Raw genomic sequence first — 16,217 nt, 5'->3', positions numbered from 1 at the left:
TTTAGCTGTTTTATCTTATTTTATATAAGGGTTAAGGCCGCTAATTTGCTGCCTTATATTTGTTCACTAAAGCATAATCATAGGGTATGCGCATACTCAAGGGACCAGCTTCCCACAAATCTGAATCAGGGGACAAGTAAAAGTCATAAGCATTACGCAGGAAATTTTCCCCATCGGGTGCTTCTTGCCATTTTTTCTGCGCTCTATTATAAAGTAGTATCATGCAACTCACGCAAGTTCCCTTATCTTTCATGGCCAGGTTTTCATAACACTTCCCTATTTTTACACTTAATTTTTGTTGAATAATAAGGTCCGTCAACCGTCCTTTTGTAAGGTGAATTAAAGCAAGCTGTGCATCTTCATCCGTTGGCGAATGTTTTGCGGGGTTCAATCGGTCGAACTGAGCCTGATATATTCGTGCTATTTCGGCCTGCCTCACATCCATTGGTAAGAGATTTGTATCTACGGGATGGAGGTCTTCAACATCGTCCACCTGGGTGGCTCCAACACTTAAGGCGATATTTTGTTTGGATGTGTCAGCAGCTGAGCTTTCATTTTTATCGAATAACTGCGTAAGTTCTGAAATATGATGTCCTATTTGATTAAAACCAACAACGTAATTTAAGATAACAAAAGCAAATAGTGCAAGGACAGAAAAAATAAAAAGTGCCTTCCAAATACTGGTCCGGCCATGCTCATTTGTTTCCACTTCCAAAAATGTAGATCTTTTGTGATCTGCTCTGTCAGCATCGTCACGATGTTCAACCCGGTCATAATCACCTAAAAATAAGTCTTTACCATCAAAAAGATCAATATGATCTTCTTGAAACATTTGCACTATATCCCGGGCAGCTTTATACTTTACATTTGCCCCTGTAGCAACCAAATCAATTGCGGCATTAACATCGCCCTGTTTAATTAATTCACGAATAGTTGCTTTATCAATTTCGATTGTATTTACGAGAATATTTTTAGTCATACCGTTTAATTTCTATGGATTGCTTCGCTATCGATTAGCACTGAACCATTTTAGATCAAAAATCAGATTAATAAATGAAAGATCAATGAAAATTTCTTCCCTTATGAAAAATACCTGCAGCATTGTCGCCAACTGTTGTCAGATCTTTTAACAAACCTGACATATCAAAGCATCGTTCTGCTATTACATGAATAACCTCTCCTTCAACTTGAATTTTACCCGCGACCATCAGGAGTTTTGCGCGAAGAATTTCTTTTCGATATTTTTCAAATACAGTACTCCAAACGACAATATTTGCAAAACCGGTATCATCTTCAATGGTGATAAATAAAACACCTTTAGAGGTTCCTGGTCGTTGTCTAACCGTAATCAATCCGCATATTTTCACGAGTATATTATTTTTGATCAGACCTAATTTTGCTGTAGGCACGACATGGAGTAGATCAAGCTTACCGCGCAAGAAACTCACGGGATGTGCTTTAATGGATAGTGAGGTTCTTGCATAGTCGGCCACTACATGTTGGCTTTTCGTGAGCAATGGCAGTTCGATCTGTCCTTCTACTATACTTTCAGAGGGTTGACCTTCAAATAATGCAATCGGACGATCCGCCAATGCTGTAATTTCCCAAAGTGCTTGCCGACGATCAATACCTAATGATGTAAAGGCATCTGCATCAGCTAACTTCTCCAACGCAGTAAGAGATAGTCCAACATCCATCATACCAGTAATGGATGCATAAGCAGACTGCCGACCTTGTGTCAGCACAGCAGCCTCTTCCATTGAAAATCCTTTGATCTGACGTAAGCCTAATCGAAGGTCATGTGGTTTTCCAATTTCTCCTTCTAAGGTATTGTCCCACAAAGAATGATTGATATCAATAGGGCGTACTTTTACCCCGTGTTTCTGTGCATCAATAACAATTTGTGCTGGCTGATAGAACCCCATGGGCTGACTATTGAGTAAGGATGCTGCAAAAATATCCGGATAGTAATACTTAAGCCATGAGGACACATACACCAGTAATGCAAAAGACGCTGCGTGACTCTCTGGAAAACCGTAACTGCCAAAACCTTCCAATTGCTTAAAAACTCGATTTGCAAACTCTTCCGTATAGTTTTTCTTTACCATACCATCGACCATCTTTTTGTGAAAAGTCGACACCTGCCCTTTGGCTTTGAATGTAGCCATGCTTCGGCGCAATTCGTCGGCCTCTGCAGGTGTAAATCCCGCAGCAACAATGGCAATTTCCATGGCCTGCTCCTGAAAAAGGGGGACGCCCAAGGTTTTTTCAAGAATGGTTTGGATCTCTGTGCTTGGATAATCGACATCTTCCTCTTTATTTCGCCGACGCAAATAAGGATGCACCATATCGCCTTGTATTGGTCCAGGCCGTACGATAGCCACCTCAATAACCAGATCATAAAATTCGCGCGGTTTTAATCGCGGCAACATCGACATCTGGGCCCGGCTTTCGATCTGGAATACACCTAAGGTATCCGCATGACAGATCATATCGTAAACCTTTGGATCGTCTTTTGCCCCAATATCAGCCAGGGTAAGCTCTTTTCCATAATGCTTTTTAGCGAGGTCAAAAGCTTTGCGTATACAGGTCAACATCCCCAAAGCAAGTACATCAACCTTTAGAAAACCCAGTGCCTCAAGATCATCTTTATTCCATTCGAGATTTGTCCGATTATCCATACGGGCATTTATTAAGGGACAAAGCTCATGCAAATTACCTTGCGTAATAACAAAGCCGCCCGTATGCTGCCCCAATTGACGTGGAAAGCCAATATATTGGTGCGTCAATTCGAGAATTTTTCGCAAATGTTGATCTTCGGGATTAAAGCCCTGTTCAACCAAACGTTCCAAATTGATATCATCGTCCCAATGGCTACTCACTACCCCTGCTAAACGCCCTACCGCATCCATGGAAAGCCCCATCGCCTTGCCAACATCACGTATTGCGCCTTTGGAGCGTACCTGTGTGACAGTTGCTACGATAGCAGCACGATTTCGACCATATTTCTCATAAATATACTGGATCACTTCTTCTCGACGCTCATGTTCAAAGTCGACGTCTATATCCGGCGGTTCATCGCGTGCATCGGACATAAATCGTGCAAATAAAAGCCTGTATTTTGATGGGTCAACAGAAGTAATGCCCAAACAGTAACAGACCGTAGAATTTGCTGCCGATCCACGTCCCTGGCATAAAATTCCTTTTTCCTTTGCAAACCGGACATAATCGTATACAGTTAAAAAATAAGAAGCATAATTTTTGCGTTCGATAAAATCAAGTTCCATTAGAATCGTTTCACGAACTGTTGCTGGAATATCACCATCAAATCGTTTTTTTGCCCCTTCCCAGGTTAAATAAGTTAATTCCTCCTGCGTCGTTCGACCATGGGATGATAATTCATCTGGATAGATGTACTTCAAATCATCTAGGGCAAAACGACAAGCATTGGCTATTTTTACACTCTGTGCTACGGCCTCAGGATACAGCCTAAACAAACGTTCAACTTCAGGTATTGATTTGAGATAACGCTCCGCATTAGGATGTAAATGAAATCCAGCCGTATGTATCGTACATTTTTCACGAATGCAGGTTAAAATATCCTGCAATTCACGCCTTTCAGGGACATGATAATATACATCACCAAGTACCACCCTCGGGATATCCAATTGTTCGCCAAGCTGATTTATCCGAAACAATAATTTAGCATCATCCCCACGATAGAGTTTTTTTATTCCTAGATTAAGATAGCCCTGGAGATGCTGTTGACATTCCTGAACAAACTCAATAAATGAATGTTCAAGCTCAAACCCCACGACCAATTTTTCAGGTGGACAAATAATGAATATAATCCCTTCAGCGTATTGAAATACATCGTTTTTATATAACTCGCATTTTCCTTTTTCGGTCCTTAAATTTCCAAGAGTTAACAATGTTGAGAGTCGGCCATAAGCCTCTTTATCTGTTGGGTAGGCCAATAAACTTGGGCCATCCTGTAAATCTAAACGACAGGCAGGAATAAGTCGTATACCTACTTTTTTAGCCTCGATATGCGCACGAACGATCCCAGCAAGGCTATTACGGTCGGTTACGGCAACAGCATGATACCCCAATTGAGCAGCCCTTTCGATCAGTTCCTCAGGGTGTGAAGCACCTTCGAGAAAACTAAAATTACTTGTTATCTGTAATTCACAATAGCCCATGCTTAAGCAAAAAAACCGTGTATAAACCATTGATCCGTATGCCCGTCATAATGCCCCGAACGATACAGCCAAAAACGCCGGCCTTGCAGATCTTCTACCGCATAGTAATCCCGATGTTCGCCTGGATCAATCCACCATTCACGCTCAATACGTTCGGGGCCATCTGCTTTTCTGATCGTATAGGTGTCTCCCTTATAACGGAACAAGATGGGGGGATAATCGGGTATGGGAGCTGTAACAATAATACGTTCCGGAACCTTCAATAATCGCGTCGGACGTGGTCTTGCCATTTGCCAGTCAACAGTTGCAACCTCATCTAGTGTAGTCGCTATTTTCATGGATCGCTCGGGCCAGTAATGTGCAGACGGAACATAGCGTGAAATCTCACAATTGGCGTCCCTACTTTTCAAGCGATCTAACAGTTCGGTAACTGCCGGGTTTTTGAGGCCAATTCTATGGTTCCAAAGATTTTCCTGAATAGGATCTGCAATTTCAACTTTAGAAACCTCCAAAGTAAATAATTCAATCCCCAATGCCGGTTCAATCTGTGGAATCTTTATGGCAAATAATTGAAGGATATGTTTGACCTGGGCAGTAGCACGATTAGTCTCAATGCTGATTGTCTCTAATTTCCCATCCACGCGGTGGCAATTCAATTCAGCTGCACGTAATCCTTTCCCCTCTCCCGACAAACGTTTACACAACTTGTTTAATAACTCTTCCAGCGCCAGTTCAATACCATGTGCTGTACAGATGGGTTCGAGACAAGGTAATCGCTCTTCATACGGTAAATTAGCTTTTATAGGAAGAACAAATTCATCTTCCAGCCCCATGGCCTGATCCAGTCGAAGCAATAGGCTGTCACCAAATCTTCTACGCAAGACTGAACGCGGCATTTTTGCAAAACTTCCTATTGACTGTAGTCCAAGCGATTGCAACCTTTTCAATTGAACCTCTTCCAATCGTAGTGCTGCAGGGTGCAAGGGAAAAAGTGCCTCTGACTGCGCCTGTTCATTTATAATCGTATTTTCAGAACCAAAATGTGTGATAGCCCATGCGGCCCCAATGGTATCAGCAATGCCCATGCGCACAGTATAACCATGTTGTTTAAATTGAGAAACAATACTTGTTAAGTAAGTTGCCTCTCCACCCCAAAGATGTGCACAACCACTTATATCGAGCATAATTCCATCGGGCTCATCCAATGAAACCCATGGTGTATACCTTATGCACCAATCTGCTATGGAATGGAGTAATTTTTCAGCCAATCCAGCTTGCTCTTTGATGATTTTAAGTGATGGAATAAATGCCCGTGCATCTGCTATAGCCATACCTGCGTGTATCCCCGCTTGCTCTGCAAATGCGTTACACGCACTAACGATTAATTTTCCTTGCACAGCGACAGACAAAACAACAGGAACATCCTGCAAATGTGGCTTACAGACGGTAAGCCAATCTGTTTTTAAGTAACGAAACCAAAGGGACGCAAATCTTTTTTTCATGGCTAGCCTAAATTTTGATAATTATAGGTCCAATCTGTGATCTGCACATCTTTTTTGAGGAATGTTCTAAATCCTTGTGGAGACCAGATAATTTGTCCTTTGGCTGGATTACCATTTCTTACCTTAAGCAGCTCTACTTCCCAACAGGGGTAACCAATACCAGGTAATCCATCATCCGATTGACTAGGTAAAGAAGTAACCTTCCAACGTGCAGCACAACTCGTCGCCAACAAGATCTTGGGGTTATGTTGAAGTATAAATCCTGTCACCCGGCTTTTTTCTACGGCAAGTTGAAGGCGCCTTGACTGAATAAAATCCAGCTGATGTATTTCAGCCAATACGGCTGTTATGCCATGGCATTTCAACGCTTCTTCCATTGCCCATAAAACATCTCTTTCCCGTTTCATGGAGACAAAAACAATCGAGGCCGGATCAACTCCAAATGATTTGATAGCAGCAGGAAATACCGTTTGAATAGAGCCTATCCAAATACAAATCCCATCATTTTGCATCAGTTTTCCAAGCAAAGCACCAATAAATCCACAGGAAGCAGCACTATCCATGCGGTTAAAGCTAACAAATTCATGTATAACACCTTTGGGAAAGATTCCATTTGGAAAAGCTTTTTCCAAAGGCCCCAAATCTATAGCGCATTCATCATTCAAACTTTGAGCTACTCCCTGCCACGACAGTAAGTCTTTTTTAAGTTTGCTAATCAAAGCTTGTTTATCATCTAACATCATAGCCCCTCCTATTTAATAGTACATACAAATGTAATACTAAATATTTTAGTATTAAAGACGAAAGCTATATTTTTTAGCAAATAAACACAGTGCTAAAACGGAATCTTTACTATTTCAATTCTTATATATCATTCAAGAATTGTTGGATGACATCTTTTTTTCTGGTCGCAACAGGAATCATTTTACCATCAGACATTTCTATTTGGCCATCCTTGAAATATTTTTTAATATAATTGGCATTGATTAAATAAGATTGATGACAACGAATAAATTCAGATTCAGGAAGCATCGTTTCAAAATGTTTAAGGACTTTTGAAACCATCATCGGTTTATTGTCTTTGATATAAAATGTAGTATACCCTTTATCTCCATGACAATAAAGAATATCATCAATATTCACGATCTGGGTATATTCAAATGTACGAAGCGCTATCTTACGAGGTCTACTTGGAGATTTCAGATAGCTTTCGGCCATGCTTAATTGCATGCTATTGAACTTAAATTCCGTATTTTTTTTATAACATTTTTCAATAGCTTCCATAAATTGTTCTGGGACTAATGGCTTTAATAAATACGCAATGGCACCTATATTTAGGGCTTCTATGGCATACTGGTTAAATGCTGTTATAAAGATGGTATTAATATCCAATTTCAGTTCTGAAAGGAAGGATAAACTGGATCCGTCTTTCAATTGAATATCGGCTAAAATAAGATCTGGATTAGATTCAAGCAATTCACGTTCTGCCTGGGCAATAGAGGGACTATAACCTACTATCTGAACATAGGGTATCGCATCTAACAGAGACTTAATATACAGATAGATGTTATGCTCGTCTTCAAGAATATAAACTTTCATAATTTCACGTATTTAATTAAAATATAAAACAAGTGGGATATAAATTTCTACACGATATCCACTTTTATCCTCTTTATAATTGGGTTTTATTTCAATCCTTGCTTTTTGCTTTGGATCAGTAAATAAAAGTTCAAGACGCTCTTTGGTAATCACCTGAGAAAGAGATGTCTTGTGCGCATTCTCTTTTTTATCTGTGCGCATTCCCCAACCATTATCACTGATAACAATATGCAATTGATCTGCTTGCTGATTAAAAAGAATTTGTAACTGTCCGCGATAATTTAAATTTTTGAAAGCATGTTCAATAGCGTTTTCAACAAACGGCTGAATCAACATGGGGGGAATCATGACATCGTCCACATCCAAATTACCGCTCTCAATTTCAAAATCAAATACATCTTGATAGCGCATCTGCTGTAAAAGTATATAATTCTTTAATGATTTAATTTCTTGATCCAAAGAAATATACTCCTCCCTATTTAATTCGAGTATATCACGAATTTGACGGGACAACAGGATGAGGTATTGATTTGCTTTTGCTTTTTGTTCACTACTGATCAAACCTTGCAAATTAGCTATAGCATTATAAATAAAATGCGGATTAAGCTGGTTTTGTCGTGTCTTTTGCTCTAAAATTAATTGTCTGTTTTCGGCAACTATACGCTGATTAATATTTTTCAACAACTTTTGTTTATTCCGATAATAAATGAAGAATGCAATACTAAAGATCAGCGCAAATAAAATAACAAAAATCCAACGCTGTTGGACCATAATCTGATGGTTGAAGGCATTTGTTGTTTTTAAAAGCTGAATAGCCTGGTCCTTTTTTTCAGTTTCATATCGTGTATTGATCTCATTGATACGATCATTTTCAATACTTTTTGTGCTATTTTTATAATCCTGATAGGCTGAATCTAAGGTAAAATAAGCCCGTTCATAATCTCCTTTTAATGCGTGTGCTACTTGTAGATTCTGGTAATAGAATAATTTATTTTGCTTGCCTTTATGTGTTTTGATAAACTGCAATCCAGCATTGAAATAATAGATCGCCGAGTCCACTTGATGATTATTCAAAAAATTTTTTGCCAAATTCGCATACGCATAGGCATTGAGCGCCTTGCTTGAAGATAAATAATTAAAATACTTTTGGGATGCCTCTACTGCTTTTCGACTATTACCTATGCTAAAAAAATACTGCGCCTGTAAATTATACATGCGCATAATAATAGCAGAATCAGCCGTTTTATTTGCATAATATCTGCAGCTATCCAGTGTTAATTTTAATTTCTCAAAATCATGCAATTCAATATACTGTATAAATTTAATCTCCTGATAGGCCTGTGCAACATGTGGGTCGGATCTGTTGGGATGATAATAATACCACGACTCGTTATCTTTGAGTGCCTGGTTATAATCAGCGCGGCGATAATTTGCATTGGCCAATAGATTAAAAAAAAGAAAACTAAACCTACTTTTATTTGCTAATGCATATTCTTTCGCATCGATAATTTGTTCCATGATGCCAATAGTAGTCACATCATTAAAACTAAAATTAGCTCTTATTTTAAAGTAATCCTTCAGAACATGCAAATCGGGAGACATTGTTCTCCCATCAAGGTTTTTCAGCGCAATTTCTATTGAATCAATTTTATCATCCAACAAGTAGTTATACGCCAAAAAAATCCAATTATAGCCAGAAATATTAAAATATCTATCCTTAGCAAACTCCGTTGTCTTCTTTGCTATAATAGATTGATCCCTAAAATCCTGTAGAGCGAGAAATTTTAATAATGTGTCCTGATAGGTTAAATCAAGTGCCTTATCTTCAGTATGCGCATTATTTCTAGACGTCTGACGGTCACTTTGATAACAAGAAAGTAACTGTGCCATTAGCACGAGAGATAAAAAACAAAAAGTAAATCTTGTCAAATTTCGTATCATCAGAATATAACTATCTGTTTAAATTTACATGAAGGTCTTATATTTTTCCATTACCTCCTTCATTAACTATAATAAGCTTTCACAAGATATCAACAGCTATAAAAAAATAGGCAAGGCACTACTATCCATATCATGTTATCTATTGTCGAATATCGGAATATTATCAAAAAAACCAATATATACTTTCAAAAGTATTTAACCCCACTGATACTTATGTTAATATTCTTCCTCAGTAAAAACACCGAGTGCAATTATTGATCGCAGATAGAGTTAATTTTCTTTTACTTCCTACAAACATACAAATTGGTCAACAATGAAAACTTACTATTTAATAATCGCAATATATGACTCAATATTTGCATCGATAAAGAGAATTTCGTTTTTTTATCAAAACGTGTAACGAAATAGCCATACCACATACTTATATCATAAAGCATCACGCTAAAACGTAATATGGTAAATAACCTAATCTTTACTTACATAAACTGGACTATAGATAGTGATATCTTTGTTATTCCACTTATTGAACACCCTATTCGCTGGTACGGACTATTTTGGTTATTGGGTATTGTATTATGTTATAAGATATTAGGATCATTATTTAAGAAAGAAGGTCGGCCACCCGAGTTTTTAGATCAACTAACCATTTATATTGTTTTTGGTACTGTCATTGGCGCTAGACTAGGGCATGTATTATTTTACGATCCCGGTTATTACCTCAATAATCCCTTAAAAATATTAGCCATATGGGAAGGTGGGCTGGCAAGCCACGGTGGTGGTATAGGCATACTAATCGCAATCTATTTATTTGCAAAAAAACAGCAACTTCCTTTTCTCTGGCTTGCAGATCGGATTGCTTTGGTCGTCCCTTTAGCTGGTGTTTGCATTCGATTGGGCAACTTAATGAACTCTGAAATGATTGGCACAGCAAGTAGCTTACCTTGGGCCTTTGTGTTTACCCATATCGATACTATCCCCCGGCATCCAGCACAGCTTTATGAAGCCTTATTTTGTCTCTTATTATTCGTATTGTTATATCGTTTATGGAAAGAAAACAAGCTTCGACGTAACAATGGAAACTATTTCGCCTTGCTGTTGGTTTTGCTGTTTTCGTTCAGGTTTTTAGATGAGTTTTTGAAAATCAATCAAGAGCATTTTGAAGACTCCTTATTGATCAATATGGGACAGCTGCTTAGTATACCCTTCATTCTTATTGGAGCTGGTCTATTTATTTTCAATCGTTGTCGAGAAAGAATACCGAATATAACGTAATAGCATGCGCGGACTTCCAATAATAGCCCGCTACGTCATGCTCACCAAATACAGAAATGGTTATCATGACTTTTTTAATAAGCCATGTTGAAAAGCATATTTTACTAATTCCGCGGTATTTTTTACCCTTGTTTTATCTATCAAGCTCTGCCGATATCCTTCAACAGTACGCTTACTCAAAAAGATTTTATCTGCAATTTCTAAATTTGTAAAACCGTCAGCGATTAACTCTAATACTTCTAGCTCGCGATCGTTTATTTCCAGATCGAGGATGATATTCGAGCCCGCATCCCTATAAACTTGACCGGAAGAAACTTGTTCAAGCAGGGCTATACTAATTTCTTCGCTCATATAGCGTCCGCCTTCAGCGACATGCTTTAATCCAAAAAGTAATTCATTGTAACCTATATTTTTCAACAGGTAGCCTGAAAGACCATGTTCAAAACCTTCAACAACATAATGAATTTGATTTAGCATAGACAATATCACAACTTTGACCAATGGATATTTTTGACTGATGATTTTTAAAAGCTCCATCCCGTCCATATGCTCCATGTTTATATCAGTTAAAACAATATCAGGAGCTAAACCATTCGCCAATATAGACAGCGCTTCTGCACCATCAGATGCCTCGCCTATCACCGTAAATTCACCCTGGGATTCTAAAAGTAGTTTAATACCATTCCGTACGACCATGTGATCTTCAACCAATAGTATCTTAACCGTATTCATCTTCTATGGCATTTAAATAAAAACTTTCAATTCTATTTTCTTCCAAACTTATACTGCAACGATAATTTATCATATTCGCTATTTGAAATAAAAAAGAAACAGACTGCATAAACAAAATAAAGATACAACTTTCTATCCAGTCTACTGTCGACATGATGAGTTCACATTAAACAGCCCACAGGATCAACTGGCAAATAAAATAGTGGATTTCATCCCTTACGACAACTCCGGTCATTTATGGATAGAGCGAAAACTCATGAGAAAGGAACAATATTTGTATGCTATTAAATCAAGCTATAGCGATATCGCTTTAATCAATACTTAATTTTTGCTATGTTATGATATGTTCAGATAAAGATATTTTAGCCGTTCTCACCTCTTCATTGGATGCCTGCTCAATTTAGGATAGTGCAGAACTCCATATTTCTTATGCAAGCACTAACATGTTAAAACTTTGGGGTTGTGATCAGCGTATTATTGGGCAGTGTCTTGAAAATTGTCTTCAACGAGAAGATTTAACACCCTATATCCCCCTCCTGAAAAATGTCTGGATAAACGGAAAAACTGCGGTCATTGAAAAGATAAGGATTAAACTCAAAACGGAAAATCAGGCTTCACTAGGTTATACGCACACTTTTGAATATCATCCGCTCATCGATGAAAAAGGTGAAATTTATGGCATATTTAATCAAATTAGACTGATACCTGAAAATGAAGACAAGTACCCACAAACGCAGGAAAAAAATACCATTGAACGAAAATTGCTACAAGATTTATTAACTCAAAAATATCTTATAGCAGGAAAACACTATAAGAGCCCAACGAATAATTACACCTTGTCATCTAAACATACTGAAGATCTCAATGAAAAACTTAAGGGGGCACTCAAGAAAATCATTGAGAGTGAAGAACATTATCATTTTGCTTTACAGTCGGCCGAGATGGGAACATGGACCTTAAATTGTAAAAATTACTTAGTAAATTGGGATGAACGGACTCGGGAACTCTTTGGGTTTGCGAAAGGTGAGTATGTTCCATACAATGAAGTCCTTAAATATATTCATCCAGAAGATAGGAATAGAATCGATCAGGAAGTAAAAAAATCACTGACTTATCAAAACAAAGGTGTTTATGACGTACAGTTTAGAACCATTGGAGCACAAGATCTTCAGTTACGGTGGTTGCACTGTAAAGGAAGAGTATACTTTGACCAAGACCAACAACCCGAATGGTTTGCAGGTACCGCTATAGATATTACCACCCAGCATCAAGAACACGAAAAGCTTGAAACAATTCATCAACTTATCGCCAAAAGAGATCAACAGTTTAGAATGATCGTAGAAGCCGCCGGTATCGGTATATTTTCTATTGACATGGAAACCAAAACAATGGAACTCAATGATCGCTGCCGTGAATTATTTGGCTTCGATCAGCAAGACAACATCAAAGAAGCTGACTTTTTCGACCAAATACTGCCTCAGTACAGAACTATCATCCATGATGTTTTTCTGGAAGTAACACATAAACAATCTCCTTTCGATTGTCAATGTGAAATAAAAGATAAAAAAACAGGTAAGATAAAATGGTTAAGGTCAATAGGTGGAAGTCAATTGGAATCGGATACAACAAGACATATGATCTACGGCGCTATAATAGACAGCACCAATGACAAGGAAGAAGAAAGGAAAAAACTAGACTTTATTAGTATCGCAAGTCACGAACTTAAAACACCGTTGACCTCACTAATTGCCTATATCCAATTACTTCAGGCCAAAGAAGGTACACTGAGCACCGAAAAGCGCATGCAATATCTCCACCAATCGAATGAGCAAGCAACGCGTATGCGCGGTTTAATTGACGGCTTTTTAAATGTTACTCAATTAAATGAGGGTAAGCTAGTGCTTCGCAAAAAGACATTTAACATTTGCTCTTTAATCGATTATATTCAAAATATCTATTCTTTAAAATCGGTAAAGCACTTCATCCATTATACTGGAGCAATAGATTCGAATTTGGAGATTATTGCCGATCGTGATAAAATCGAACAAGTGCTAATCAACTTCATGGACAATGCCATTAAATATTCACCCAGTAATTCAACAATTACCCTGCATGTGGCAATACAATCAGGTTATTTTGAAGTCGATATCAAAGACCAAGGAAAAGGCATCAATCACAAGGATCAGAAACAAATATTCAACAAATTCTATCGTGTAAATGACGATGCAGATTGTTACGCGTCGGGATTTGGCATTGGGCTGTTTATTTGCAAAGAAATTATTCAAAAACATCAAGGAGAAATTGGTGTCAACAGCCAGATTGGTCAAGGATCAACCTTTTGGTTTAAAATTCCGCTCAGTGCATAAAGCATAACGCGAGGTATTTTAAACAAATATTACCAATAGCAAACAAATATTACCAATAGCAAAAAAAAGCAACAGCTGAAATCAAATAACAACTGTTGCTCTAGCACTTATTCTATAACCTATTTCTTTTTCAAATCCGCTTCGGCAATATCTTCCCATCGATAGTAATGGAATGTTTTATCGTCGCTCATAGTAACAAACAAGCCATGTTTAAAGGTTTCATTTAAATTAAAGGAGGTCGTTTCTGAACCATCACTTTGTGTTGCCATAACCGGTACAGTCTTCAGATATTTGTGTTCGAAAGGATTGCTTTGGGTTCCTTCGCGACTAAAGACCTGAAAACGATTTGCACCCTGGTCCGACACCAAGATATATCCGGTACTATCGGTCAATTTATAAATCGAAATACCTTCATGATCTTCTTTAAAACCTGTTGTAGCAAATAATGCCAACTGTTGGTTTCCCTTTGCTGGATCGGCATAGTATTGTTTTACGCCAACTTGTTCGTCCGAATAGTAAATATATCCAAGCTCATTGTCCACCGCTATCGCCTCGATCTCTTTCTTTCCACTAAATGAACCAAATTTGCGAACTAATGTAGCTTTTACCGTACCAGAACCATTATCCTCCAATAAATATTGACCCAAATAGCCTTCTTTTGGTCCATTTTTCCGTCCAACAATAGCATAGATCTCTCCTTTTGGGGAAGTATATAGGGCAATCCCCATCAGATCCCTAAATTCCGGTTCAGTTTCGCTAACAAACATATCCAGTCCCCCTTGATCGATCGGTTTCATATCGGGTAATGAAAAGACACGCAATTTATGGGTCATACGCTCTGTTGTGACGGCGATATCGACAGGTTTCCCTCCCAATACCAAACCGTAGGCTACATCAACATTGTTTGGTCGTTTTAAATTGGAAACCACTTTTTCTTTGACCGTTTTACCCTGTAAATCGTACACGAATAAAGCTCCATCGGCATCTTTATCCGTTGCTATAATCAAACTCTTGCTCGGATCGCTCTTATTGATCCAAATTGCGGGATCATCCGAATCATAACGTACAGCATCAGTCACAATAACGGGCTTAACTGATTCTATATTATTTGTTTGCGCATTTTCGCATGCCATTTGAAGCAGGGTTGATGCTCCCAAAGTTAGTGTTAGTATTGTTTTTAAATTTGTCATTATATGAAGTAAATTAGAATTTGGAACCGAATGCCCCAACATATGCTGCTGGCTGGGGAGAACTATAGATTAGACCGTTTGACATCACCAGGCCACTCGTAAAATGAGGTTTAAAAGCAAGGGTACCAGCCTTTAATGCAGGTGAATTCCCTTGGAGATGAAAATCCCAGGTGGAGTCAAACAGATAGTTGTCGACTGAGGTTTCCAAAGGATAGGCTATAAATTTAGGATTATTATCTCCTGCCACTTTACCTCTTATATCATTACTACCGCCTACAATATCATTTTTGCCCACCTGAAACTGATCTACATTCAATTGGCTGTAACCATAGTACCAGTTATTACTTGACACAGAACGGTTATCTTCTGGCTTTTTCGGATCGCGCTTGACTCCAAACCGCGTATTAGCAAAAAGATTATTGTAAATCTCGGCTCTGACAGATGCTTCTAACCAAATCGAACCTCCTTTGGCTGTCGGTCTGCGCCATCCCGTGTTGAGCATGGTATTATTGTAAACAATAATATAAGCCTGGGGTGTACGGTCTCCTGAATTTGACAGTTTTAATGCATTGGTATTTACACTATACACTAGGTTATAAGCAACATCTGCAAGACATCCGGATTTGAAATTCATCGCTTCGCCACCTGTCACCCCATTGGAAAAGAAACGGTTGTTAGCAAAAATGATTTTTCCTCCTTCAATATACGTGCAGTCTTCGTGAAAATGACTTACCGTACTATTTTGAACCACTAGTTTTCCATTTGGATTAGAAAACCATAGCGCTGGTAAAGCTTCACCAGACACTTTTTTATACAAGCCCATCTTTACAGAAGTCGACGCGTCTGATGTAATTGCACCCCCATACTCTATGATGGTATTGTCCAAAACAAGTTCCTGACAGCTTGGAGCGGCTAAAATTCCTCCCCATAATTTGCCAAATTCATTCGTCTTCGTCTTATACCCATCTTCAACCGTAAACTTGACAGGATTTTCAGCTGTACCTAACGCATATAAATTACCCAAAACAACAATTTCAGGCTTATTGACAGAATCCATCAATACAGTTACGCCTTCCTCAATCGTTAGTGTCTTACCTTCGGGAATAATAATATCCCCCTTAATATGCTGCACACTCCCCTTACTCCACACACCGGAGACCTCGCCGATAGCACTTCCATCGGCATCAGAAGTATCAACATCAATATTTGCTTTTTCACAGGCGCTTAACACCACGATAAAAAATGCTAGAAACGATAAAATACATTTATTTTTCATCTGTATATATTTAATTTTAATGATGAAGCGAATCATACTTGTTCAAAACTTGATCGTTCCAAAAAAGGGAAAGCTTCACCGAAACAAACTGTTGTTATTTCACACCGTACATGTTCAGATTAAAACATGTTGTGTTT

Annotated in this window: 11 protein-coding genes; 2 read left to right on the top strand and 9 right to left on the bottom strand. The window is 38.3% G+C overall.

The window, feature by feature from the left end:
* Positions 1–40 precede the first annotated feature (40 nt).
* The 6 genes from B3H30_RS10765 to B3H30_RS10740 all read right to left on the bottom strand — a co-directional run bounded on the left by B3H30_RS10765 (position 41) and on the right by B3H30_RS10740 (position 9,193).
* Positions 41–979: a hypothetical protein gene (locus tag B3H30_RS10765; RefSeq protein WP_083295853.1), complete on the bottom strand. Its 939-nt coding sequence runs from the start codon at positions 977–979 to the stop codon at positions 41–43.
* An 82-nt stretch (positions 980–1,061) separates the two neighbouring features.
* Positions 1,062–4,202, bottom strand: a complete 3,141-nt coding sequence (locus tag B3H30_RS10760; RefSeq protein ID WP_070563869.1) for an error-prone DNA polymerase — start codon at positions 4,200–4,202, stop codon at positions 1,062–1,064.
* 2 nt (positions 4,203–4,204) lie between these two features.
* A complete protein-coding gene (locus tag B3H30_RS10755; protein ID WP_070563866.1) occupies positions 4,205–5,704 on the bottom strand; it encodes a Y-family DNA polymerase in 1,500 nt (499 codons plus the stop codon).
* A gap of 2 nt (positions 5,705–5,706) precedes the next feature.
* Positions 5,707–6,447 (bottom strand): ImuA family protein, encoded by a 741-nt coding sequence (locus B3H30_RS10750; protein WP_070563863.1) that lies wholly within the window; start codon positions 6,445–6,447, stop codon positions 5,707–5,709.
* Between the two features lie 121 nt (positions 6,448–6,568).
* On the bottom strand, positions 6,569–7,303 hold the full coding sequence (locus B3H30_RS10745; RefSeq protein WP_046673530.1) for a LytR/AlgR family response regulator transcription factor: 735 nt from the start codon (positions 7,301–7,303) through the stop codon (positions 6,569–6,571).
* A gap of 12 nt (positions 7,304–7,315) precedes the next feature.
* Positions 7,316–9,193, bottom strand: a complete 1,878-nt coding sequence (locus tag B3H30_RS10740) for a sensor histidine kinase (RefSeq protein ID WP_070563861.1) — start codon at positions 9,191–9,193, stop codon at positions 7,316–7,318.
* A gap of 504 nt (positions 9,194–9,697) precedes the next feature.
* Between B3H30_RS10740 and lgt the strand changes: the two genes are divergently transcribed.
* Positions 9,698–10,516 (top strand): prolipoprotein diacylglyceryl transferase, encoded by an 819-nt coding sequence (gene lgt / locus B3H30_RS10735; RefSeq protein ID WP_070563858.1) that lies wholly within the window; start codon positions 9,698–9,700, stop codon positions 10,514–10,516.
* Between the two features lie 63 nt (positions 10,517–10,579).
* On the opposite strand, the gene B3H30_RS10730 is transcribed toward lgt, so the two are convergent.
* Positions 10,580–11,248 (bottom strand): response regulator, encoded by a 669-nt coding sequence (locus tag B3H30_RS10730; RefSeq protein WP_070563855.1) that lies wholly within the window; start codon positions 11,246–11,248, stop codon positions 10,580–10,582.
* Between the two features lie 443 nt (positions 11,249–11,691).
* Here B3H30_RS10730 and B3H30_RS10725 point away from each other — a divergent pair, with 443 nt between their 5' ends.
* Positions 11,692–13,614 carry a sensor histidine kinase gene (locus B3H30_RS10725; RefSeq protein ID WP_070563852.1) on the top strand — a complete coding sequence of 641 codons (1,923 nt, stop codon included), beginning with the start codon at positions 11,692–11,694 and terminating at the stop codon, positions 13,612–13,614.
* 119 nt (positions 13,615–13,733) lie between these two features.
* Here B3H30_RS10725 and B3H30_RS10720 read toward each other — a convergent pair whose 3' ends face one another.
* Together B3H30_RS10720 and B3H30_RS10715 are read right to left on the bottom strand one after the other, a co-directional pair.
* Positions 13,734–14,804 (bottom strand): phytase, encoded by a 1,071-nt coding sequence (locus tag B3H30_RS10720; RefSeq protein WP_083295850.1) that lies wholly within the window; start codon positions 14,802–14,804, stop codon positions 13,734–13,736.
* Positions 14,805–14,817: 13 nt separating this feature from the next.
* The gene (locus B3H30_RS10715) at positions 14,818–16,080 is read right to left on the bottom strand and encodes a right-handed parallel beta-helix repeat-containing protein (RefSeq protein WP_070564482.1); all 1,263 of its coding nucleotides are present in this window, start codon (positions 16,078–16,080) and stop codon (positions 14,818–14,820) included.
* Positions 16,081–16,217 lie beyond the last annotated feature (137 nt).

The sequence above is a fragment of the Sphingobacterium sp. UBA7038 genome, assembly GCF_002494055.1.
GTDB lineage: Bacteria > Bacteroidota > Bacteroidia > Sphingobacteriales > Sphingobacteriaceae > Sphingobacterium > Sphingobacterium multivorum.
Note: the sequence above shows the minus strand (reverse complement) of the source record. Positions and strands in the feature narration are given on the sequence as shown.